Origin of the sequence: Xanthomonas sp. CFBP 8152 (assembly GCF_014199025.1) — a bacterium.
Taxonomy (GTDB): domain Bacteria; phylum Pseudomonadota; class Gammaproteobacteria; order Xanthomonadales; family Xanthomonadaceae; genus Xanthomonas; species Xanthomonas arboricola_B.
The window spans coordinates 143,674-165,546 of record NZ_JACHNO010000005.1 but is presented as its reverse complement, the minus strand read 5'-3'; the positions used below and the strand labels follow the sequence as shown (position 1 = coordinate 165,546).

At 68.2% G+C, this 21,873-nt stretch carries 17 protein-coding genes; all 17 read right to left on the bottom strand.

All coding sequences use genetic code 11. The features are described 5' to 3' along the window. Positions 1–247: 247 nt before the first annotated feature. Positions 248–2,320: a flagellar biosynthesis protein FlhA gene (flhA, locus tag FHT09_RS17890; protein ID WP_181141407.1), complete on the bottom strand. Its 2,073-nt coding sequence runs from the start codon at positions 2,318–2,320 to the stop codon at positions 248–250. A 17-nt stretch (positions 2,321–2,337) separates the two neighbouring features. Continuing rightward, on the bottom strand, positions 2,338–3,468 hold the full coding sequence (flhB, locus tag FHT09_RS17885) for a flagellar biosynthesis protein FlhB (protein ID WP_104644541.1): 1,131 nt from the start codon (positions 3,466–3,468) through the stop codon (positions 2,338–2,340). 289 nt (positions 3,469–3,757) lie between these two features. Further along, entirely contained in the window at positions 3,758–5,845 is a 2,088-nt protein-coding gene (locus FHT09_RS17880) for a bifunctional diguanylate cyclase/phosphodiesterase (protein WP_104606968.1), read from the bottom strand. A 311-nt stretch (positions 5,846–6,156) separates the two neighbouring features. Further along, positions 6,157–9,075, bottom strand: coding sequence for a ligand-binding sensor domain-containing diguanylate cyclase (locus tag FHT09_RS17875; protein WP_104606969.1), 2,919 nt, complete (start codon positions 9,073–9,075; stop codon positions 6,157–6,159). A 363-nt stretch (positions 9,076–9,438) separates the two neighbouring features. Then, positions 9,439–12,390 (bottom strand): ligand-binding sensor domain-containing diguanylate cyclase, encoded by a 2,952-nt coding sequence (locus tag FHT09_RS17870; protein WP_104606970.1) that lies wholly within the window; start codon positions 12,388–12,390, stop codon positions 9,439–9,441. A gap of 120 nt (positions 12,391–12,510) precedes the next feature. Further along, complete coding sequence (gene fliR, locus FHT09_RS17865) at positions 12,511–13,302, bottom strand: flagellar biosynthetic protein FliR (protein WP_053051291.1); 792 nt, start codon at positions 13,300–13,302, stop codon at positions 12,511–12,513. Between the two features lie 13 nt (positions 13,303–13,315). Continuing rightward, positions 13,316–13,585, bottom strand: a complete 270-nt coding sequence (locus FHT09_RS17860; RefSeq protein ID WP_005917968.1) for a flagellar biosynthetic protein FliQ — start codon at positions 13,583–13,585, stop codon at positions 13,316–13,318. 227 nt (positions 13,586–13,812) lie between these two features. Then, the gene (fliP, locus tag FHT09_RS17855; protein ID WP_104606971.1) at positions 13,813–14,658 is read right to left on the bottom strand and encodes a flagellar type III secretion system pore protein FliP; all 846 of its coding nucleotides are present in this window, start codon (positions 14,656–14,658) and stop codon (positions 13,813–13,815) included. Position 14,659: 1 nt separating this feature from the next. After that, a complete protein-coding gene (gene fliO, locus FHT09_RS17850; protein WP_104537458.1) occupies positions 14,660–15,067 on the bottom strand; it encodes a flagellar biosynthetic protein FliO in 408 nt (135 codons plus the stop codon). Beyond that, entirely contained in the window at positions 15,064–15,402 is a 339-nt protein-coding gene (gene fliN / locus FHT09_RS17845; RefSeq protein ID WP_016904992.1) for a flagellar motor switch protein FliN, read from the bottom strand. Before fliN ends, fliO begins: the two co-directional genes overlap by 4 nt. Beyond that, the gene (fliM, locus tag FHT09_RS17840) at positions 15,399–16,412 is read right to left on the bottom strand and encodes a flagellar motor switch protein FliM (protein ID WP_104537457.1); all 1,014 of its coding nucleotides are present in this window, start codon (positions 16,410–16,412) and stop codon (positions 15,399–15,401) included. Before fliM ends, fliN begins: the two co-directional genes overlap by 4 nt. 10 nt (positions 16,413–16,422) lie before the next feature. Further along, positions 16,423–16,947 (bottom strand): flagellar basal body-associated FliL family protein, encoded by a 525-nt coding sequence (locus FHT09_RS17835; RefSeq protein ID WP_104606972.1) that lies wholly within the window; start codon positions 16,945–16,947, stop codon positions 16,423–16,425. 191 nt (positions 16,948–17,138) lie between these two features. Further along, positions 17,139–18,431 (bottom strand): flagellar hook-length control protein FliK, encoded by a 1,293-nt coding sequence (locus FHT09_RS17830; RefSeq protein ID WP_104606973.1) that lies wholly within the window; start codon positions 18,429–18,431, stop codon positions 17,139–17,141. Next, positions 18,428–18,883, bottom strand: coding sequence for a flagellar export protein FliJ (fliJ, locus tag FHT09_RS17825; RefSeq protein WP_016904675.1), 456 nt, complete (start codon positions 18,881–18,883; stop codon positions 18,428–18,430). Before fliJ ends, FHT09_RS17830 begins: the two co-directional genes overlap by 4 nt. 3 nt (positions 18,884–18,886) lie before the next feature. Further along, entirely contained in the window at positions 18,887–20,263 is a 1,377-nt protein-coding gene (gene fliI, locus FHT09_RS17820; protein WP_055826855.1) for a flagellar protein export ATPase FliI, read from the bottom strand. Further along, the gene (locus FHT09_RS17815) at positions 20,260–20,880 is read right to left on the bottom strand and encodes a FliH/SctL family protein (protein ID WP_104537453.1); all 621 of its coding nucleotides are present in this window, start codon (positions 20,878–20,880) and stop codon (positions 20,260–20,262) included. The genes fliI and FHT09_RS17815 overlap by 4 nt, the downstream gene beginning before the upstream one ends. Beyond that, positions 20,877–21,866, bottom strand: a complete 990-nt coding sequence (fliG, locus tag FHT09_RS17810; protein ID WP_016904678.1) for a flagellar motor switch protein FliG — start codon at positions 21,864–21,866, stop codon at positions 20,877–20,879. Before fliG ends, FHT09_RS17815 begins: the two co-directional genes overlap by 4 nt. Positions 21,867–21,873: the final 7 nt, after the last annotated feature.

Genomic DNA, 21,873 nt, shown 5'->3' with positions numbered 1-21,873 from the left:
CAGCCATCGCTGGCCGGCATGACGGCCTGGCGAGGATAGGTGCGTAGGAGCGCACCCGGGCGCGACGGGTTGTGACGGTAAAGCTTGTCGCGCCCAGGTGCGCTCCTACCGTGGTGTCGGCGTCTGCGGCGTGTCCTTGGATTGCCCGGCCTGTCGTAGGAGCGCACCCGGGCGCGACGGGTTGTGCCGGTGAAGCTTGTCGCGCCCAGGTGCGCTCCTACGAGGTGCGTTTGTTGGAGGGCCGGTCTCAGCTGATCGTGCCGACCAGCTTCAGGCGCTTGTCTTCCGGCACTTCGCTGTAGGCCAGCACCGACAGGCTCGGGACGCTGTGGCGAACCAGGCGGGCCAATGCGGCGCGGACCTGGCCAGGCACCAGCACCACCGCCGGTTCGTTGCGCGCCTCCTGCTTGCCGACGCAGTCGGCCAGGCTCTGGTGCAGGCGCTCGGCCAGGCCCGGTTCCAGCGCCACGCCGTTGCCGTGGGTGGATTCCTGCAGCACGCGCTCCAGCTGCGGGGCCAGCGTGTAGACCGGCAGCTCGGCCGACATGCCGGCGATCTCCTGCACGATGAAACGGCCCAGCGACGTGCGTACTGCGGCGGTGAGCGTGGTCGGGTCCTGGCTGTGCGGGGCGTGTTCGACCAGCGCTTCGACGATCTTGCGCAGCTGACGCACCGGGATGCGCTCGATCAACAGGTTCTGCAGCACGCGCACCACCACCGACAGCGGTAGCGCCTTCGGGGTGAGGTCTTCGACCATCTTCGGCGCGGTCTTGGCCAGGGTCGCCAGTAGCTGCTGCACCTCCTCGTGGCCGAGCAGTTCCGGGGCGTGTTCGCGGATGAGGTGCGATAGATGGGTGGCGACCACGGTGGCCGGGTCGACCACGGTGTAGCCCATCGACTCGGCATAGGCGCGTTGATGCGGCTGGATCCAGGTGGCATCCAGGCCGAACGCCGGGTCCTTGCCGGGGATACCGTCGAGCTGGCCGAGCGCACCGCCCGGGTCCAGCGCCAGCTCACGATCGGGATAGATTTCCGCGGTGGCCACCGGCACCCCGTGCACCAGCAGCCGGTAGGCGTTGGCCGACAGCTCCAGGTTGTCGCGGATATGCACCGGCGGCACCAGGAAACCGATGTCCTGGGTGAGCTTGCGGCGCACGCCCTTGATGCGCGCCATCAGCTCGCCGCCCTGGTGCTTGTCCACCAGCGGAATCAGCCGGTAGCCCACCTCCAGGCCCAGTGGATCGATCGGGCGCAGCTCGTCCCAGCTGAGCTCGGAGCTGGCCTGGGCGGCGGTGGCCGCGGCGGCGGCCTTGGGATCGGTGGCCGGGTCGCCGGTCGGCGGAATGACCAGGCTGCGCTTGTACATTTTCCAGGCGATCACGCCCAGGATCAGGCCCAGCGTCAAAAACGCGACGTTGGGCATGCCCGGCACCAGGCCGACCAGTCCCAGGATGGCCGCGGCCACGGCGAGGGCGCGGTGCTGCCCGAACACCTGGCTGATCATGGCGCCGCGCATGTCCTGCGCGCGCGAGGCGCGGGTCACCAGCAAGGCGACCGAGGACGACACCAGCAGGGCCGGCAGCTGCGCCACCAGACCGTCGCCGATCGACAGCAGGGTGTAGGTGGAGGCGGCATCCACAAAGCTCATGCCGTGCTGGAACATGCCCACCGCCATGCCGCCGATGAGGTTGATGAACAGGATCAGGATGGCGGCGATGGCGTCGCCGCGGATGAACTTGTTGGCGCCGTCCATCGCGCCGTAGAAGTCGGCTTCCTCGCGGACTTCCTCGCGTCGGGCCTTGGCTTCCTCGCGCGTCAGCAAACCGGCGTTGAGGTCGGCGTCGATGGCCATCTGCTTGCCGGGCATGGCGTCCAGGATGAAGCGCGCGGTCACTTCCGACACGCGCCCGGCACCCTTGGTGATGACCACGAAGTTGATGATGGTCAGGATCGCGAACACCACGATACCCACGGCGTAGTTGCCACCGATCACGAACTGGCCGAACGCCTCGATCACCTTGCCGGCGGCGGCATGGCCGTCCTGGCCGTTGATCAGGATCACGCGGCTGGAGGCGACGTTCAGCGCCAGGCGCAGCATCGTGGTCATCAACAGCACGATCGGGAAAATGGTGAATTCCAGCGGCCGCTGCACGTACACCACCGCCAGCAGCACCATCAGCGAGATGGCGATGTTGAAGGTGAACAGGGCATCCAGCACTGGCGCGGCCAGCGGCACCATCAGCATGGCCAGCATGGCCATCAGGGCCAGCGGCGCGCCCAGGCCATTGCGCAGCAACTCCATGACGCGCCGGGCATTCATCGGGGCGGGTTGGGCGCTCATGCGCTGGCTCCCTTGCCGAACTCATCCACGTCCAGCGACGGCAATTCCGGCATCGGGCCGCCGTTCCAGCCACGCAGCTGGTAGACGTAGGACAGCACCTGGGCCACGACCGAATAGAGTCTCACGGGAATTTCCTTGCCGATTTGCGCTTCTCTATACAAGGCGCGTGCCAAAGGCGGGGCGGTGACGATCGCTACGCGGTGCTGTTCGCAGGCTTCGCGGATGCGGAAGGCCATTTCGTCCACGCCCTTGGCCACCACGATCGGGGCGCGCATCTTGCCGCCCTCATACTTGAGCGCGACCGCGTAGTGGGTCGGATTCATCAGCACCACGTCGGCCTTGGGCACCGCTTCCATCATCTGCCGCTGCGACATCTGCATCTGCATCTGGCGGATGCGGCCCTTGACCTCCGGGCTGCCCTCGCTTTCCTTCATCTCGCGCTTGATCTCTTCGCGGGTCATCTTCAACTTCCGCAGCCAGTTCCACTTCTGGTACGGCGCGTCGATGGCGGCCAGCAGCACCAGCGCACCGGCGGTGTAGAACAGCAGGCTCTTGGTGAAGTCCAGGCCGTTGCCCACCGCCTGTTCCAGCGGCTGGTTCACCAGCGAGCGCAGGCCGTGCAGGCCCTTGGAGATGCACAGGCTGGCGGCCAGTCCGACGAACAGCAGCCGCAGCACCGACTTGACCAGCTCGGCCAGGCTGTTGCTGCCCCACATGCGCTTGATCCCGTTGGCCGGGTTGAGCTTGGTGAGGTCGGGCATGATCGCCTTGGCGGAAAAATGCAGTCCGCTCATCAACAGCGGGCCGGCCAGGCCGGCGGCCAGGCAGATGCCGATCAGCGGCACCATTACCCACAACAGTTGCAGCAACAGATCGCCGAAGTGGCCGAACAGCGCCATCGGGTTTTCGCGCATCTTCGGGTCCGGGCTGAGCGCGGTCTTCATCCAGACGCTGGCGCCGTCGCCGATGCCCCGCGCCAGGGCCATCAGCGCGAACACGCCGGCCCCGAACACCGCAGCGGTGGACAACTCGCGCGATTGCGGGATGTTGCCCTGCTCGCGGGCTTCGCGCAGGCGTTTTTCGGTGGGAAGCTCTGTGCGTTCGCCGCCGTCTTCGGACTCGGACATGGGGGTGCCGGTGACTGGTCAGCCATGCATCATGCAAGCGGCGTTCCAGTTGGTGGGGCCGGGATTGGGGAGTCGGTAATCGGGAGTCGCGAAGCGGGAGTGGGGAAAGCGGGAGTGGGGAAAGCGGGACGCCGCGGCCATGAGTGGAGCCGCTGGCGGGTGTTGTGGTGGTGAGCGGAAGGGCAGCAGGGCGGGGGTGGCCCACCTGCCGCCACTGATGTTCGGCTCGGTTGGCGGGTTACAGGTCGATCGCCGGTGCGGGGGCGGCGGTCGTTTTGACGCCCTTTGCTCAGCCGGTCGGGCGACGCGGGCCGTCGCGTTGGGCGACGACCCGTGCGATGAAGCGCTCGGCGTCCATCGGCCGGCCCAGCAGATAGCCCTGCAGCTGATCGCAGCCCAGGCGTTCGAGCGTGTTGCGCTGGGCCGTGGTCTCCACGCCTTCGGCCACCACCTGCAGGCGCATGGTGTGGGCCAGCGCCACCACCGCGGCGACGATGGCGATGTCTTCCGGGCCGTTGTCCATGGCCTGCACGAAGCTGCGGTCGATCTTGAGTTCGTGCGCGGGCAGCCTGCGCAGGTACATCAGGTTGGAATAGCCGGTGCCGAAGTCGTCGATGGCGATGCGCACGCCCAGCGTATTGAGCTGGTCGAGCGTGCGCAGGCAGGCCTCGGCATCGCGCATGGCCATGCTTTCGGTGATTTCCAGGGTGAGTTGGGCCGGTGGGATCGCGCAGTCGGCCAGGATGGTGGTCACCTCGTCCAGCAGGCTGGGCGAGGCCAGTTGCATGGCCGACAGGTTGACCGCCACCCGCCAGTGCCCATGCCCGGCCTCGCGCCAGGCGCGCATCTGTCGGCAGGCCTGCTGCAGGACCCAGCTGCCGAGGGGGCCGATCATGCCGCTGCGTTCGGCCAGCGGGATGAAGCTGTCCGGCGGCACCAGGCCGTGCTCGGGGTGTTGCCAGCGGATCAGCGCCTCGGCGCCGATCGGGCGGCCATCGTCGGCGCAGTACTTTGGCTGGTAATGCAGGACGAACTGGCCCAGTTCCAGCGCACGCGGCAGGTCCTGCAGCAGCTGCAGGCGCTCGCGGGTGGTGCCGGTCATCGAGTGCTCGAAAAAGCTGTAACGGTTGCGCCCGGCCTGTTTGGCGTGACGCATCGCCGCGTCGGCATGGGTCATCAACTGATGCTCGCTGCCGGCACCCTCGGGATACAGCGCAATGCCGACGCTGCTGCTGAGGCGCAACTCCTGGTCGGCGACCAGGAACGGCACCGCCAGCGCCTGCAGCAGATGCGCGGCGATAGCGGCGGCATCCTCGGGGTCGGCGATGGCGGACACCAGCACGAATTCGTCGGCACCCAGCCGCGCCAGGCTGCCGTGGGCACGCTGATGCGCACGCATGCGCTCGGCCACCGCCACCAGCAACTGGTCGCCGAAATGGTGACCGTAGCCGTCGTTGATCGCCTTGAAGCCATCCAGGTTGATCAGTACCACCGCAAAGCGTTGCCCGTCGCGCTGGGCGCGGTCGATGCGTTGCAGCACATGCTCGTGCAGCAGCACCCGGTTGGGCAGGCGGGTGAGCGGGTCGTGCAGGGCCGCCAGCACCAGCTCGGCATTGGCCTGCGCCAACGATCGGGAGAGTACGTCGGTGCGCTGCTGGAACCGCCGCGACAGCACCGAGATCACCAACGCCAGCACCAACAGCGCCAGCGTGACCAGCACCACCGCTGCGGCCAGCCAGGGCAAGGGCAGTTGCGCACCGGCCGCCGCGCCGCAGCGGCTGCCGGGCGCGAACTGCGCCGCCGCCATGCCGGTGTAATGCATGCCCACGATCGCCAGGCCCATGATCACTGCGGCGATCAGGCGCAGGCCGTAACAGCGGCCATCGTGGCGTAGCCGGAAGGCGATCCACAACGCCGCTGCCGAGGCGCCGATGGCGATGGCCAGGGACAGCGCAAACAGCAGCGGGTCGTAGGTGATGGCCGGGGACATGCGCAGCGCGCTCATGCCCATGTAGTGCATCAGCGCAATGCCCAGGCCCATCAGCACTGCACCCAGGCCCAATCGCGGCCATGGCAGGTCCGCACGCGAGGTCAGCCATAGCGCGAAGGCCGAGGCCAGAATCGCCGCCAGCATCGAATAGGTCGTCAACGCCGGGTCATAGCCCAATGGGATGGGCAGGCGAAACGCCAGCATGCCGACGAAGTGCATCGACCAGATGCCGATTCCCATCGCCACCGCGCCGCCCATCAGCCAGGCCACGGCACCGCGGCCACGACTGGCAGTCACACGTGCGGCCAGATGCAGCGCGGTATAGGCAGCCAGCACGGCCACCACCAGCGACAGCATCACCATGCCAGGGTTATAGGTTTCGACCACCCATCCACTTCCAGCGCCGACGGACGCGTTTGCTCAAGCACGTAGCGACCCCGGGCGCCACTTCTTGAGCGCCTGCAGGCAACCGTTGGCGATCGGACGCGCGCATGCGCCGGTCGACCGGGCGCGGGCAACCGGCGATGTCGTGATGTCGTGGTCGGCCGTGGGGCTTTTCCGCACAGAGGGACGGTGCCGACGATGCTGCAGTGCTGTGATCGACGTGCTGGTGGTTGCCACTGCATGCGTCGATGCCGTGCATCGGAGCTAAGGTCGGTCTTTACGAGACGGCCTGCGCCGACCCATGCCGCTTGGGCTCATGCCATCGACGATTCGGGCTCTTCCGGTTCGATGCGATTGCGGCCATGCCGCTTGGCGCGGTAAAGCGCCTGGTCGGCACGCGCCAGCAGCGTGGCGGCGTTATCCCCGCTCCGGAACCAGGCCACGCCGACCGAACAGGTCACCTGCAGGGGCCGGGCGGTACCGACCTCGTACGGTGCCAGGCTGAGCTGCTCGTGGATGGCGCGCAGCCGGTGCTGGCTGTGCCGCGGCATGCCCGGCAGCAACAGCAGCAGTTCTTCGCCGCCGTAACGGCCCACCTTGTCCGAGTCGCGCAGGCAGGCGGTCAGGCGGGCGCCGACCTTGGCCAGCACCGCATCGCCGACCAGATGCCCATGCTCGTCGTTGACCAGCTTGAAATGGTCCAGATCGATCAGCACCACCGCCAGCGGATGCCCGCCGTGCGCGCAGGCCTGCAGTTCGTCGGCCATGGCTTCGAGCACGCCGGAGCGGTTGAGCAGGCCGGTCAAGGCGTCGTGGCTGGCCTTCAGGGCCAGCGCTGCGCGCGCGCTTTCCAGATCGCGTTTTTCGTGCTCCAGCTGACAGGTGCGCTCGGCCACCAGTTCGGCCAGCATGCGCTCGCGCGCGACCAGTTGGCCGTGCCGCCAGCGCCACAGGCCGGCCAGCAATGCACTGCCGATCAGCACATACGACGCGATCGCCGGCGGGCTGCGCCACCACAGCGGGGCCACCGCAAACGGCAGCTCGGCGATCGTCGAGGCGGTGCGGCGGTAGTGGTCCAGCACCTGCACCTGCAGACGGAAGTGCCCGGAGGGCAGCGGCGCCTGGTCGATCGACAGGTTGTTGCCCTGGATCCATTCGTTGTGCAGACCGAGCAGGCGGTAACGCACCGTCAGGCGACTCGGGTCGTCGTACACCTCCATCGTCGACAGCTCGATATGCAGCGGCTTGTCGCTCCAGCCCAGCAACTGGCCGCGTTGCACCGGCACGCCGCCACGGCTGACGCTGTCGATGCGTACGCTGGGCTGGCGCGCATCGAACAGCCGCGCCGGATCGAGCAGATGACTCACCCCGCGCGCGGTGCCGATCCATACCGAACCATCTGGATCCTCGGCGAAGGCGGCTTCGGAGATGTCGTCCCAGAGCAGGCCTTGCGACTGCGACAGATGCACCCACCTCCCACCGTCGTAGATCTCCACGCCACGCGCATGCCCCACCCAGACCCGGCCGAGGCTGTCGCCGCGCATCACGTAGACACCGACATCGCGCAGCGCTTGGTCGCTGGTCGCCTGCAGATCCAGCGTGTCGCCCAGCAGCATGCCGTGCCAGAGACCCGGCCGATAGAACGCCAGCCACACCTCGCCGCTATCGCTGATATGGAACTTGCTGATCCACGGGTCGGACGTGCCGCCATTGACCAGTACCTTGAGCTTGGACCAGCGCGCGCCCTGCAGGCGGAACAACCCGTTGGCGGTGGACACCCACAGCGTGCCGCTGGCGGTCTGCTGGATATCGGTATAGGCGATCGTGGGCATGTCGGTGACCGCTTCCACCGTGCCGCCCTCCAGCGGGCGCTGGATCACGAACAGCCCACCCACACTGAGCATCCACATCCGCCCCTGTCGATCGATCAGCAGGCGGCGCGCGGTGCGCGGCAGTTTGGCAATCTGGGTATTGCGGCCATCCGGCCAGGTGCGGCGCAGGAAACCGGCCGAATTGAGCGTCCACAGGCTGCCGTCGGCGCTGCGTTGCATGCCCACGATCTGGATCCCGGAGGCCTGCAGGGCCGGAACGAACCGGCCGCTCGGATCGACCTGGCGGCCGGTGCCGTGCTCGTTGCCGACCAGCAGCGCGCCCTGCGCGTCGCGCGCGATCGACCAGGTGGGTGCGGCCGGCATGCCTTGCGAGGCGTCCCAGTTTTCGATCCAGTCGTAGCCGGCCCAGCGCACCAGGCCTTCGCCATCGACGGTCATCCAGACATCGCCATCGCGGTCCACCACAATCGCATCGCTGCTGCCGGGCGGCAGCCCGTTGTCGGCACCGAAGCTGCGCCAGCGGCCGTTTTCCCAGCGCGCCAGCCCGTCGTTGCGACGCACCAGCACGCGCCCCTTGCGGTCCAGTACCAACGGCGCCTGTCGCCCGATGGTGCTGCCGTCGAGCAATGGCAGCGGCCGTACACGGAAGGTGCTTGCCCCTGGCGCGCGATAGAGCAGGTTGCCGGTGCCACGCACCCAGAGTGCGCCCTCGTGATCGCGCAACACGCTGTACCAGCGATCTTCCGGCACGCCTTGTTGCGGCCCGTAGACCTGCACCTTGCGCTGCGCATCGATGGCGCATAGCCGCTTGGCGCAGCCAGCCCACAAGGTGTCGCCTTCCACCGACAGGCTCAGCACCTTGGATAGTTCGGGCACGCGCACCCGGGTGGCGGTGTCCAGCAGCGGTTCGCTGTGCCAGTGACCATTGCCGCGCGCACTCAGCCGTTCTAGCGTGCCGCCGTTGGCCAGCACCGTGCCCCAGGAGGGACTGGCCAGCAGCATGCCTTCCTGCAGATGTTCGGCCTCATCGGGGGCCAGCTTGCGAAAGCCATGCTCGTCGCCGACAAACAGGGCCTGGAAGCCTGCCACCCACAGCCGACCGTCAGCGGCTTCGGTCATCGAGGTGATTGGTTCGTTGCGCATGCCATCCAGCACGACCTGCTGGAAGCTGCGCCCGTTGTAGCGATACAGGCCGCTTTCGGTACACACCCATAGCAGCGTGGCGCGGGTCTGCAGCAGACAGGTGCCGGCGAGCCCGAGCAAGCCCTGGTCGTGGGCGTAACGTCGGATGCTCGCGCTCTGCGCGCCCGCCAGATCGGCCAGCGACAGCAAGGCCAGCAGCACTGCAAGAAACGGTGCACGCCGGCCTGACGACCTGCATTGGCGGTACTGAAACCCCACGGGCGTTGCACTCTCCCACGCATCGGCAGGTGTGGTCCGCGATCATCGCGCGGGCATCTCACGCTTGCCATGGGCGGCCGACATACCAGGCCGCGGTACACCGACTAGCGGCTGTTCACGCGTGTTTCTTTAATGCTTAAGCCGACACGGCGGCGCGCTTGCGCAGCAGGCACGGCCATTGTCCGGCGCGTGATCGTTCCGGGCCGCGCAGTGTCGCTGTAAGCGGATCGCGCAGATTGCTTGATGCCGATTTCGAAACGGCTGCGTGCTGCTCGCGCACAAACACCTGCGTGGCCTCAGGCATGTGGTGTTGAGCGACGCGTCTGTCGGCGCTGTTTTTTGGCCCTGCGTCGAGACGCAGGTTCAGCCGCTGGCCGCGGCGGCATAGCTCACATGGTCGTACTCGATGCGGTTGCGTCCACTGCGTTTGGCGCGATAGAGCGCGGCGTCGGCGCGCGCCAGCAGCTGTTCCAGGGTTTCGCCCGCCTGGAACCATGCCACGCCGGCCGAGCAGGTCACCGGCAACACGCCGCCATCGATCAGGTAGTCGCCACAGATCCCACGGTGCAATGCCTGCAGTCGATGGGTGGCCTCGGCACTCAGGCCCGGCAGCAGCGCCAGCAATTCCTCGCCGCCGTAGCGACCGATGCGGTCGTCGCCGCGTACCAGCGCATCCAGGCGCCGGCCGACCTCGGCCAGTACCGCGTCCCCGGCCAGGTGGCCGTGCTGATCGTTGACCAGCTTGAAGTGGTCCAGGTCGATCAGCACCACCGCCAGCGGCCGCGTGCTGCTATCGGCACGCGCCAGCATGCCGCGCAGCGCGTGCAGGATGCCGGCGCGATTGAGCAGCCCGGTCAGTTCGTCGTGGGTGGCCTTGAGCGCGAGTTCGACGCGTGCCGCTTCCAGCTCGCGCTTGTCCTGTTCCAGCTCGGCAGTGCGCTCGGCCACCAGTTGCTCCAGCTCGCGTTTGCGCCGCAGCAGTTTGCGCGTACGCCAGCGCAGCAGCGCGATCACCGCCGCAATGCCCAGCAGCACGTAACCGGCTACTGCCGGCGTGCTGCGCCACCACGGCGGGCGCAGTACGAAACGCAGCCGCGCAACCGGGCTGGCGCTGCGCTGATAGGCATCCAGCGCCTGTACTTCCAGCGTGTAGGTGCCGGGGGGCAGCAGGGGATAGGTGAGGTGACTGAGCGAGGTCTGGGTCCAGCGCGCCTGGTGGCCCTCCACCCGGTAGCGGAAGCTGATGCGGTCCGGGCCGCCTTCGGCGCCGGGTGCGCTGATGTCCACATCCAGCGGCACCTGCGACCAATCGACCTGCGCCCCCGGCGTGATCGCCTGGTTGCCACGCCGCACGCGCAGGATGTCCACGCGCAATGGCGGTGCGGCAAACATGCGCAGCGGATCGATCAGATGGCTGGCACCGCGGCTGCTGCCGAGCCAGATGCTGCCATCCGCATCCTCGAAGAACGCGTTGGCCGACATGTCGTCCCACAACAGGCCCTCAGTGCGCGTGGCCCGCGACCAATGCCCGTTTTCCAGCAAGTCCAGCCCCTGGCTGCTGCCAAGCCACAGCCGTCCCCTGCGGTCGTGGTGCAGGATGAAGGGCATCACCCGCGCCACCAGCGGATCGTCCACCGCGCGCAGCGCCAGCACGCCATCGGCTTGCAGGCGGCCATGCCATAGCCCGGTATCGCGCAGCGAGACCCAGAACTCGCCATCTGGAGCAAAATCGATCAGGAAGAAGTCCTGACTGGGCAGCGCGCCCCGGACCTGCACGCGTTGCCAGGCCCCGTCTGTCCGGCGGTTGTACAGCCCCTCGCGGGTGGTGGCCCAGAGCCGGCCCAGGGAATCGCGATCGACTTCGCCCACGAACGCTGCCGGCACGCCCGGGTCGCGGGTGGCCTGATACGGCGCATCGGGCGGCATGCGGTACAGGCCGCGCGGGGTGGCGATCCACAAGGTGCCGGCCGCGTCGAACAGCAGCTTGTTGATCGGCAGGCCCAGCTGCAACACATCGACGGTCTTGCCGCTGCGCGGATCGCGGCGCGCCAGTGCGCCGGACGAGCGCGCCAGCCAGGCCGCGCCATCTGCGGGCGAGAGCGCGATGGAGATCGACTGCAGCAGCGGCTGCCCGTCGTCCAGCGTCCATGGCTGCATGCGTCCGCTGCGCGGATCCAGCACGTTGGAGCCGGCATCGCTGCCGACCAGCAGTTCCCCGCTGGGCAGGCGCTGGATCAACCAGGTCGGCGCTTCCGCCAACCCCTGGCTCTCGTCCCAGTGCTCGATGTTGCCGTAGCCCAGCCAGCGCTGTACCCCCAGGCCACGGGTGCCGATCCACAGCTGACCGGTGCTCTGCATCATCAGCGGGCCGACCATCGGGCTGATCGGCAGCCCCTGGTCGTGGCCGAAGTAGCGCCAGTGATCGCCCTCCCAGCGCACCAGGCCACGATCGGAACGTGTCAGCAGGCGGCCCTGCGCATCTTCGGACAGCGTGGTGGCCGCCGAGAGCGTGTCGAAGCTGGTGCCCGCCGGCGCCGCATGGCGGCGGAATACACGTTCGCCAGGCGCGCGCGACAGCACCAGGCCATCGCCCCGCAGCCACAGGGTGTCCTGGTGATCGCGAAAGATCGCCCGCCACTGCCGCGCCGGCACACCGTCGGCGTCGCCCAACAGCTCGGCGCGTCCGCTCTCGTCGATCCGGCAGACCTGCTGTCCGCAGCTGGCCCACAGCGCTGTGCCGTCGGTCAGTAACGCCTTGCCGGCCGGCAGGCGGGTGCCATCGGCCAGCCGCAACGGCAACGGGTGCACCGACCAGCCGCCCGCGCGGTCCGGGGACAGGCGCAGCAAGGCGTTCTCGCTGACCAACACCATGCCGTCGGCGTAGGCGGCCAGCACATTGCCGCTGTCGGCGCGGATCGGTTTGCCGTCATGCAGGAGTTGCACGAACGCGCCGCCGTTGCGGACGAACACGCCATTGGCGCTGGCCACCCATAGCCGTCCTGCCGCATCCAGCGCCAGTGCGCGGATGTAGCGCGCATCCAGGCCGCTTTCCTGGCCAACCGGGGTGAAAGTCTCGCGCTCGAAGCGGTGCAGGGCCAGCTCGGTGCCCACCCAGACCACGCCCTGGCGATCTTCCAGCAGGCTGTTGACGGTCATGCCCTGCAGGCCCTCGGCCTGGGCATAGTCACGGACGCTGTAGGTCTGTGCCTGTACGTGGCCGCTCACGACCAGCCCGGCAATCCAAAGACAGGCCAAGGCCCACGCGTGACCGCCTCGTGACGCAATCGCAGCGAACAGCGCAGACACGTTGGGCATCGATTCCCGCGGGCGTTGGCATGGGGATGAGTGATGGCGATTTGCGGTATCAATCGTCCTGTGGCATTGACGGCCGGCGGGGGAAAAACTTGAGGCAATTCACGGTGATGGATGGGTCCGCTAGGCAGTCAATTCTCGGGCGGCGTCGAAGGCGGTATCGAACATGCGCTGCACGGGCGGTGCGAATTCGCTGGCGAAGCTGGACAGCAGAAACAGCCCCAGCAACACCGTCAACGGCAGGCCCAGCTGCATCGGGTTCAAGGCCGGCGCCGCCTTGGCCAGCGCACCGAAGGCCAGGTTGACCGCCAGCATCGCCACCATCATCGGCAATGCCAGGGTCAGCCCGCCGCGCAGGATCTGCAGGAACAGGGTGGGCGCCACCTCGGCGAAGGCGGCAGCGTCGGGAATCGCGGTGCCGATCGGCAAGGCCTTGTAGCTGTCCACCAGCAGCGCGATCACCGCCAGGTGTCCGTTGGCGGCGAAGAACAGCAAGCCAAACCCGAGATAGAACCACTGCGCGATCACCCCGGACGTCACCCCGCGCAGCGGGTCGGACATCTGCGCAAACGACAGGCCGGTGGACTGCGACACCAGCTCGCCGGCCATCGCGCCGGCTTCGAAGATCAGCTTGAGCATGAAGCCCATGCTGGCGCCTACCGCCAGCTCGCGGGCGACGCTGAGCACGGCCTGTGCGGTGAAACCGTCCCAGTCCGGCACCGGCGGCAGCAGCGGCGCCAGCACCATCGACAAGGTCCCGGCCAGCATCACCCGCACCCGTCCCGGTACCGCGCGGGTGCCGATCAACGGCATCGCGGTCAGCAACGCACCGGTGCGCAGCATGGTCCACATGATCGCCCCGACCATCGCGAACGCGCGCTGGCCGTCGATCACCATCTGGGTAGCGGCATCCATCCGGTATGGTCCGCTAACCGATCAGATGCGGAATGCGCTGGAACAGCGCAATGGTGAACTCGACCAGATGCCCCAGCAGCATGCTGCCGGTGGCAAACAAGGTCGCCGTCAACGCGACCGCCTTGGCAACGAAGGCGATGGTCGGTTCGTTCAACTGGGTGGCGGCCTGCACCACACCGATCACGACACCGACGACCAACACCGCCAGCAACATCGGTCCGGCAATCCACAGGACGGTGACCAGGCCACCACGCAATTCGGTCAGGGCGATTTCAGGGCTCATGGGTGCGGTGATGCAAGTGGGGTGCCAAAGGATGGGATTGGGAATCGGGATTGGGGAATCGGGAGTCGGGAGTCGGGAGTCGGGAGTCGGGAGTCGGGAGTCGGGACTGGCCCCTCTCCAGCGGGAGAGGGGTTGGGGTGAGGGTACGAGGCGAAGCCTCTGCACCCGGACCGAAGCGGAAGGGCATGTGGACACGCCGGCAGGCGGCGCGCATGCAAACCTTGCGGCTAGGACGCGTTGAAGCTCGCGGCCAATGTGCCCACCACCAGCACCCAGCCATCCACCAGGATGAACAGCAGGATCTTGAAGGGCGCCGAGATCAACATCGGCGACAGCATCATCATGCCCATCGACATCAGCACGCTGGCCACCACCAGATCGATGATCACGAACGGGATGAAGATCAGAAAGCCGATCTCGAATGCGGTCTTCAGCTCGCTGGTCACGAACGAGGCCACCAGCACCGGGAACGGCACCGCATCCGGGCCGGCGTACTTGCCGTCGCCGGCCATGCCGGCGAAGGTCATCAGGTCGGTCTCGCGGATCTGCGCCAGCATGAAGGCGCGCAGCGGTTGGGTGGTCAGCGTCCAGGCGGTCTGGAAATCGATCTGGTTGTTGAGGTACGGCGACAGCCCGGCGCCCCACATCTTCTGCCACACCGGCATCATCACGAGCGCAGTCAGGAACATCGACAGCCCCAGCAGCACCTGATTGGACGGGGTCTGGCCGGTGCCCAGCGCCTGGCGCAGCAGGCCCAGCACGATGGTGATGCGGGTGAAGGCGGTCAGCACCAGCAGCATCGACGGCAGCAGGGTGATCGCCGTCATCAGCAGCAAGGTCTGCAGCGGCAGGCTCACCGGCTGGTCGCCGATGCGGCCGACACTGACATTGGGCAAGGACGGCAGCTGATTGGCAGCGGCCGGAGCGGCCGCCGGCGCTGCGGCGGGTGCGGCGGCCTGGGCCATGGCCGGCAGTGCGGCAGGCGTGGCAGCGGCCAGCAGCGGGCAGCTCATCACCAGCAGGATCAGCACCAGGCGGAGGCTGCGCCCCCAGCGATTCCAACGACTCAACATGTCACGGGTCCTTGCGCAGCTTCTGTGCCAGCAGCTGGGCGAAATTGGGAAGTTGCTTGAAGTTGGGAAGGGTGGGCGCGGGCGCGGACGGCAGCGGTTCGGACAAGGTGTGCAAGGTGGTGATGCCGCCGGCGGTGACGCCCAGCAGCAACTGCTGGCCGTTGACCTCCACCACCACCACCCGTTCCTTGGCACCCACCGCCAGGCTGGTCACCACCCGCAGGCCCTCGGTAGTGCGGAAGCCGCTGCCGGGCATGCGCTTGAGCAACCAGCCCAGGCCGACGATCAGCGCGAGCACCAGCAGCAATGCAAAGACCGCGCCAAACAGGCTGGGCGAGGACGGCGCCTGCGCGCCGACCTGGGTGGCCTTGGCCGCGACCGGCGCGGCAGCGGCCAGCAGGCCGATCACCGCAGCCTCCGGATCCGTTCGCTGGGGCTGACCACGTCGGTCAGGCGGATACCGAAGCGGTCGTTGATGACCACCACCTCGCCATGCGCGATCAAGGTGCCGTTGACGTAGACGTCCAGCGGTTCGCCGGCGCCGCGCTCCAGTTCCACCACCGAGCCCTGGTTGAGCTGCAGCAGGTTGCGGATCGGAATGCGCGCGCGGCCCACTTCCAGCGACAGCGTCACCGGTACGTCCAGGATGACGTCCAGGTTGAGGTCGGTGGCATTCTGGTCGTGCTCGGCCTGCAGGCTGTCGAAGGTGGCAGGCGCGGCGTCGAGGATGTCGGAGTTGATCATTTGCTGGAGTCCTGGGAGGGAACGGCGCGTGGGGCTTGCACGCCGGGCGGGCGTACGGCGGTGATCTTGACGGCGTTGTTGCCATTGGAGACGCCGAATTCGCCGGTGAACAATGGGATCTCCTCCACGCACAGCGGCACCTGTGCGGGCAGGTCGATCGGCAGGATGTCGCCGATCTTCAGGCCGGTGAGCTGACGCAGGCTCATGCGCTTGCTGGCCAGCACGCTGGACAGGGTCACCTCGGCGGTATCCAGCTGCTCGCGCAGCATCACGTTCCAGGAGTCGTCGCGGTCGTTGCGGTCGCTCTGGATGCCGGCATCGAGCAGTTCGCGGATCGGCTCCAGCATCGAATACGGCAAGGTGATGTGGATCTCGCCGCCGCCGCCTTCCAGTTCGACATGGAAACGGCACACCACCACGTACTCGCGCGGGGTGACGATGTTGGCGAAGTGCGGGTTGATCTCCGAATTGATGTACTCGAAGTCCACTTCCATCACCGGCGCCCAGGCTTCCTTCAGATCGGCGAAGGTCTGCTTGAGCATCAGCTGCACCACGCGCATCTCGGTGGCGGTGAACTCGCGACCTTCGATACGGGTGTGGTAGCGGCCGTCGCCACCGAAGAAGTTGTCCACCACGGTGAATACCAGCGTGGGTTCGAACACGATCAGGCCGGTGCCGCGCAGCGGCTTGAAGCGGATCAGGTTGAGGTTGGTCGGCACATACAGCGAGTGCATGTATTCGTTGAACTTGACCAGGTCGATGCCGCGCACCGACAGGTCGGCCGAGCGCCGGATCAGGTTGAACAGGCCGATGCGCCACAGCCGCGCGAAGCGCTCGTTGACCATCTCCAGGGTCGGCATGCGGCCACGGATGATGCGGTCCTGGCTGGACAGGTCGTACTGGCGTGCCTCGCCGGGCAGCGGCTCCGGCTCGGTGTTGACCGCACCCGAATCCACGCCATGCAGCAGGGCATCGATTTCGTCCTGGGAAAGCAGATCGCTGACGCTCATGGGGCAGGCCTTACTGGGTAACGAAACTGGTGAACAGCAGTTCTTCGACGCACTTCTTGCCGGTTTCGCCGGTCATGACCTTCTGCGCTTCGGCCAGGGCGGCCTTCTGCAGCTTCTGCTTGCCGACCAGGTCGGCCACATCGGTGGCCTTGACCTGCGACAGCAGCATCAGCAGATGGGCGCGGATGGCCGGGGCGTTTTCGGTGATCAGCTTGAGGTCCTCCGGGTCGCGGGTGACCAGCTGCACTTCGACCTGCAGGTACTGCGGGCCGTCGCCGGGGTCGGCCAGGTTGACCACGATCGCCGGATCCATCGGGAAGTACTGCGCCGGCTTGGGCACCTCGGCCACCTTGGGCGCGGCGTGCTTGCCATCTTTCTCCTCGCCCTTGTGGCCGAAGAAGAACCAGGCGCCGCCGCCGGCAGCGGCCAGCACCACGACCCCGACGGCGATCAGCAGAAGTTTCTTGCCGCCCTTCTTGTTGTCGCCCTTGTCGTCTTTGTCTTCGGTCTTCTTGGGTTTTTCCGCGGCTGCCACAGTCTGCTCCAGGGGGAATGCTCACCCAGTGGATGCAATTGGCGTGCCAATCCGGCGACGGTTTCCTGGCGCGCGTGCAGCTTCAACGACAAAACCCCCGCAGGCCTTGCGCTGCGAGGGTCGTGGGGCGGTGCCGGAGCGTGCCGGCACCCAAGGTTTCAGCCGCGCCGGGGCGTGCCCGGCACGCGCGCTCAGGCGTAGGCGTCCAGCAATCCACGCTGGCGTAACACCACCGACGGAATTCCGACGGGCGGGCTGTCGTCCAGGCTGAGGCCATTGCCGTCGTTGCCGCCACCGTTGCGGTTGCCGGACTGGCTCTGCTGTTGCTGGCCGACATCGGCCTGGCCGAGCTGGAAGCCGTTCTGCCCGAGCATTTCGCGCAGACGCGGCAGGCTCTGCTCCAGCGCCTGGCGCACGTCGGCATTGGCGGAGCTGAAGCTGGCATTGACCTTGTCGCCGTCCAGATGCAGCCGCACCTCGACCGGGCCCATCTCGTTCGGGGTCACCTTGATATGGGCATGGCCGATCTTCTGGTCGGCCAGCCAGCTCATACGCGCGCCAATGGCGTCGTCGAAGCTGTCGCTGCCCATTTCCGGGGTCGGGGTGGGCGAGGCGCTGAACACCGGTGCCGGGTCCTGCAGGCGGCCGAGTGCGGCCGCCGTGGTGGTCGGCAGCACGAATGCCGGGGTGTCCGGCGCGGCCGGGCCGGCGCTGTCGTCGGTGCCCGGGTCCAGCGCCTTGGTCGCCATGCCCATCAATGCGACCGCCTGGGCATCGCCGCTCAAGGCGGTGACGGAAGTGGGCTTGGCGCCGGCGGCGGCAGCCGGTGCCAGCGCGCCCAACGAGGGCAGGGCGGTGCCGGCGGTCGCGGTGACGGTGGGTGCGGCCGCATCGGTCGGCAGCGCGGCTGCAGCCGGCGTGGCGCCGGCGGCAGCGGTTACCCCGGCCGCCAGTGCCGCAGCCGCGGCCGCCAGCACATCGCCGCCGGGCAGCGCCTGCGCCAGCAGGCCCATGCCGAAGCCGCCCAGGCCCGGCGGTGGCCAGCCGGTGTCGGTTGCGGCCGCTGCATCGGTCGCTGCGTCTTCGCCATTGCTCGCGGTCTTGCTGCCCTTGCCGGTCTTGGCGGCGCCGGCAGCGCTGCTGGCGTCGGCGGCAGCCGATTCCTTGGCGGTGCCGGACGTGGCGGCCTTGGCATCGCCGTCCTGCACGCGCGGGCGTGCGGTGGCGTCGCCCGGCGCATCGTCGCCGTGGTCGTCGTCGCTGCGCTGCTTGTCAGGCTGGTTGGGCTTGGGCGCGGCCTGCTTGGCCGGCACGCGCTCGGGCGCCTGCGGCGCGGCCTGGTTCGGCGGGTTGGCCGGATTGAGCATGCGCGCGAACTGGTCCTGGCCGGCGTCCGGCTCGGACGAGGGATCGCTGTAGCTGGATTTCTTGCCGGTGCCGGCGAGTGCGCCGAGGCCGGCGGCGAAAGCGGACAAGGGGTTCATGCGGATTCTCCGTGGGTGTCTTCGCTGCGGGCCAGGCGCGAACGACGCGCGCCGAGGTCGTCCATCTCACGCTGGTCGCGGCGTTCGATCACCTTGTTCTCCTGCGCGCGGTAGCTGGCGGCCAGTTGTTCCAGCACCTGTTTCTCGCGGCTGGCCAGCAATAGCCGGGTGCGCTCGGCTTCCACCTTGTTGCGGTTGTTCTCCACGGTCTGCGCCTGCTGCAGCACCGCGCTGTCCAGGCGGTCCAGGAAGGCGCGGCGGTTGGTCAGTGCGGCGGCGCTGGTGCCGGCCATGTGGCTGTTGGCGTATTCCTCGGCATAGCGGCGCAGCTCTTCCAGGCGCGACTGGTGGGTGTCCAGGGCGCGCTGACGCTCGGCCAGGTCGCGCGCGACCTTGTCTTCCTGTTCCTGGGCGCGGCGCAGCAGGGGGTCGATCCGTTTGGACTGCATCATGGATTAGTTCTCGGGTTCGACCAGCCGCTGCAACGCGGACAGGCTGTCGGGCAGGTCGGCGGCGCGGTGGACGTCCTGGCCGAGGAAGTCGACGATTTCCGGCCAGCGCGCCAATGCTTCGTCGGTGGCCGGGTCGCTGCCGCGCTGGTAAGCGCCGATGGCGATCAGGTCGCGGTTGGCGGTGTAGGCCGACAGCAGGCGCTTGAGCTTGCGGATGCGCAGGCGCCAGGTGTCGTCGGCGATGTCCTGCACCACACGGCTGACCGAGGATTCGACGTCGATGGCCGGGTACAGGCCGCTGTCGGCAACCCGGCGCGAGAGCAGGATGTGGCCGTCGAGAATGGCGCGCGCGGCGTCGGCGATCGGGTCCTGCGGATCGTCGCCCTCGGTCAGCACGGTGTAGAAGGCGGTGATCGAGCCGCGCCCCTTGGCGCCATTGCCGGCACGCTCGACCAGCGCCGGCAACTTGGCGAACACGCTCGGCGGGTAGCCGCGGGTGGTCGGCGGCTCGCCGACCGACAGGCCGATCTCGCGCTGGGCCTGGGCAAACCGGGTCAGCGAATCCATCAGCAGCAGCACGTTCAGGCCCTGGTCGCGGAACCATTCGGCGATCGCGGTGGCGCGATAGGCGCCATGCAGACGCGCCAACGGCGGGCGGTCGGCCGGGGCGGCTACCACCACGGCGCGGCGCAGGCCTTCTTCGCCCAGGGTGGTTTCGACGAAGTCGCGCACTTCGCGGCCACGTTCGCCGATCAGCCCGACCACGATGACGTCGGCAGAGGTGAAGCGGGTCATCATGCCGAGCAGTGTCGATTTGCCGACGCCGGAGCCAGCGAACAGGCCGACGCGCTGGCCGCGGCCGATCGGCAGCAGCGCATTGATCGCGCGCACGCCGACGTCCAGCGAGGTGGTGATCGGTTCGCGCGCCAGCGGGTTGATCGACACGCCGGCCATGCTGACGCTGCCTTCGCCGCGGATCGGGCCCTTGCCGTCGAGCGGGGTGCCGTCGCTGTCGATGACGCGGCCGAGCAGGCCTTCGCCCACTTCGACGCCGCCGCGGCGCCGCGAGGGCACCACGCGGGCGTTCGGCAGCAGCCCATGCAGCTCGGCGCTGGGCATCAGGTAGGTGCGTTCGCCGGCAAAACCGACCACTTCGGCATCCACCCAGCCGCCGTCGACTTCGACCTTGCAGGTGGCGCCCATCGGCGCTTCGCAGCCGGTGGCCTCCAGGGTCAGGCCGACCGCGCGACGCAGGATGCCTTCGCGGATCAGGGTGCGCCCGGCCGTCGGCTCCAGCCCGAGTCCGCTCAGCCGGGTGGCCAGGCGCAGGTTGCGCGCGTCCAGCCAGTCGGCAGGGGTGGCACCCAGCAGGGCGCTCACAGGCCTGCTCCGGATTTGCGCATGACTGTCTCCAGCGCAGCCCGCAGGCGCGCGTCCAATGTTCCGTCTACGCGCACGCTTTCGGCGTGCACGCGCAGGTCGCCGCGGCTCAGGCTCAGGTCCGGCGCCACGCGGGTGGTGCTGCTGGGCGCCAGATGCGGCAGCAGCGCGGTGATGTCGTCCGGGTGCAGGCGCACTTCCACCTCGCGGCCGGCGCCGCCGACCGCATCGACGGCCTCCTGCACCAGCTCGGCCAGCAGCTGCGGGTCGGCCTGATAGGCACGCCCGACCAGCGAGCCGGCGATGCGCACGGCCAGTTCGCCGAGCGCGCCGACCACTTCGTTTTCCAGCCGCGCCAGCGGGCGGGTGAAGTTGTCCAGGATGCCGTCGATCTGCGCGGTCAGGCGGCGCACTTCGGACTGGCCCTGGGCAAAGCCTTCGGCATGGCCACGCGCGTAGCCTTCCTGCTGGGCGGCGTCCTCGATCGCCTGGATCTCTTCCAGGGTCGGCGGGCGCAGCACCGGTTCGAGCATGGCCGGCTCGTCGTACTCCGGCGCCGGCGGGGCCGGCTCCAGGTGCAGGTCGGGGGCCAGCCAGCGGGTGACGATGTCGTTCATACCATCGCCTCCGCACCGGCGCCGCCCAGGCTGATGGCGCCTTCGTCAGCCAGGCGGCGGACGATGGTGAGGATTTCCTTCTGCGCCGCTTCCACGTCGGCCAGGCGCACCGGGCCGCGCGCTTCCATGTCCTCGAGCAGGATCTCGGCGGCGCGCTGTGACATGTTGCGGGTGATCTTCTCGCGTACCTTGACGTCGGCGCCGCGCAAGGCCAGGCCCAGGCGCTCGCCGGAGACTTCGCGCAGCAGCGTCTGCAGGCCGCGGTCGTCCAGGTCCACCAGGTTGTCGAACACGAACATCAGGTCCTGGATCTTGCCGGCCAGGTCGGCGTCGATCTTGCCGATCTCGCCCAGCACGCCCTGGTCGGCGCCGGTGTCGAGGAAGTTGAGGATGTTGGCGGCGACCTTGATGCCGCCCACGTTGGACGACTTGAGGTTCTGGTTGCCGGAAAACTGGCGCTCCATGATGTCGTTGAGCTCGCTCAGGGCGTTCGGCGGGATGCCGTCCAGGGTGGCGATGCGCAGCAGCACGTCGGCGCGGGTGCGCTCGGGCAGCAGCTTCAGGGCCTCTGCGGCCTGGTCGCTGTCCAGATGCGCCATGACGATGGCGATGATCTGCGGGTGCTCGTTGCGCACCAGGTCGGCGACCGCGCGCGGGTCCATCCACTTCAGCGTGTCCAGGCCGGTGGTGTTGCGGCCGAGCAGGATGCGGTCGATCAGGCCGCCGGCCTTGTCGGCGCCCAGCGCCTGGATCAGCACGTTGCGGATGTAGTCGTCGGCGCCAACGCCCAGCGAAGTCTTGCCGGCCAGCTCGCCGTTGAACTCGTCCATCACCTTCTCGACCTGGTCGCGCGAGATACCGGTCATGGTGGCCATGGCGATGCCGATCTTCTGCACCTCCTTGGGGTCCATGTGCTTGAGCACCTCGGCAGCGTCGCTTTCCCCAAGCGACAGCAACAGCACGGCGGCGCGCTGTACGCCGGTCATCGGTGGT

Bases quoted from the DNA above. Each gene is read 5' to 3' on its own strand.
- flhA (WP_181141407.1), bottom strand. From the start codon at position 2,320: ATGAATGCCCGGCGCGTCATGGAGTTGCTGCGCAATGGCCTGGGCGCG.
- flhB (WP_104644541.1), bottom strand. From the start codon at position 3,468: ATGTCCGAGTCCGAAGACGGCGGCGAACGCACAGAGCTTCCCACCGAA.
- FHT09_RS17870 (WP_104606970.1), bottom strand. From the start codon at position 12,390: ATGCCCAACGTGTCTGCGCTGTTCGCTGCGATTGCGTCACGAGGCGGT.
- fliR (WP_053051291.1), bottom strand. From the start codon at position 13,302: ATGGATGCCGCTACCCAGATGGTGATCGACGGCCAGCGCGCGTTCGCG.
- FHT09_RS17860 (WP_005917968.1), bottom strand. From the start codon at position 13,585: ATGAGCCCTGAAATCGCCCTGACCGAATTGCGTGGTGGCCTGGTCACC.
- fliP (WP_104606971.1), bottom strand. From the start codon at position 14,658: ATGTTGAGTCGTTGGAATCGCTGGGGGCGCAGCCTCCGCCTGGTGCTG.
- fliN (WP_016904992.1), bottom strand. From the start codon at position 15,402: ATGATCAACTCCGACATCCTCGACGCCGCGCCTGCCACCTTCGACAGC.
- fliM (WP_104537457.1), bottom strand. From the start codon at position 16,412: ATGAGCGTCAGCGATCTGCTTTCCCAGGACGAAATCGATGCCCTGCTG.
- FHT09_RS17830 (WP_104606973.1), bottom strand. From the start codon at position 18,431: ATGAACCCCTTGTCCGCTTTCGCCGCCGGCCTCGGCGCACTCGCCGGC.
- fliJ (WP_016904675.1), bottom strand. From the start codon at position 18,883: ATGATGCAGTCCAAACGGATCGACCCCCTGCTGCGCCGCGCCCAGGAA.
- FHT09_RS17815 (WP_104537453.1), bottom strand. From the start codon at position 20,880: ATGAACGACATCGTCACCCGCTGGCTGGCCCCCGACCTGCACCTGGAG.
- fliG (WP_016904678.1), bottom strand. From the start codon at position 21,866: ATGACCGGCGTACAGCGCGCCGCCGTGCTGTTGCTGTCGCTTGGGGAA.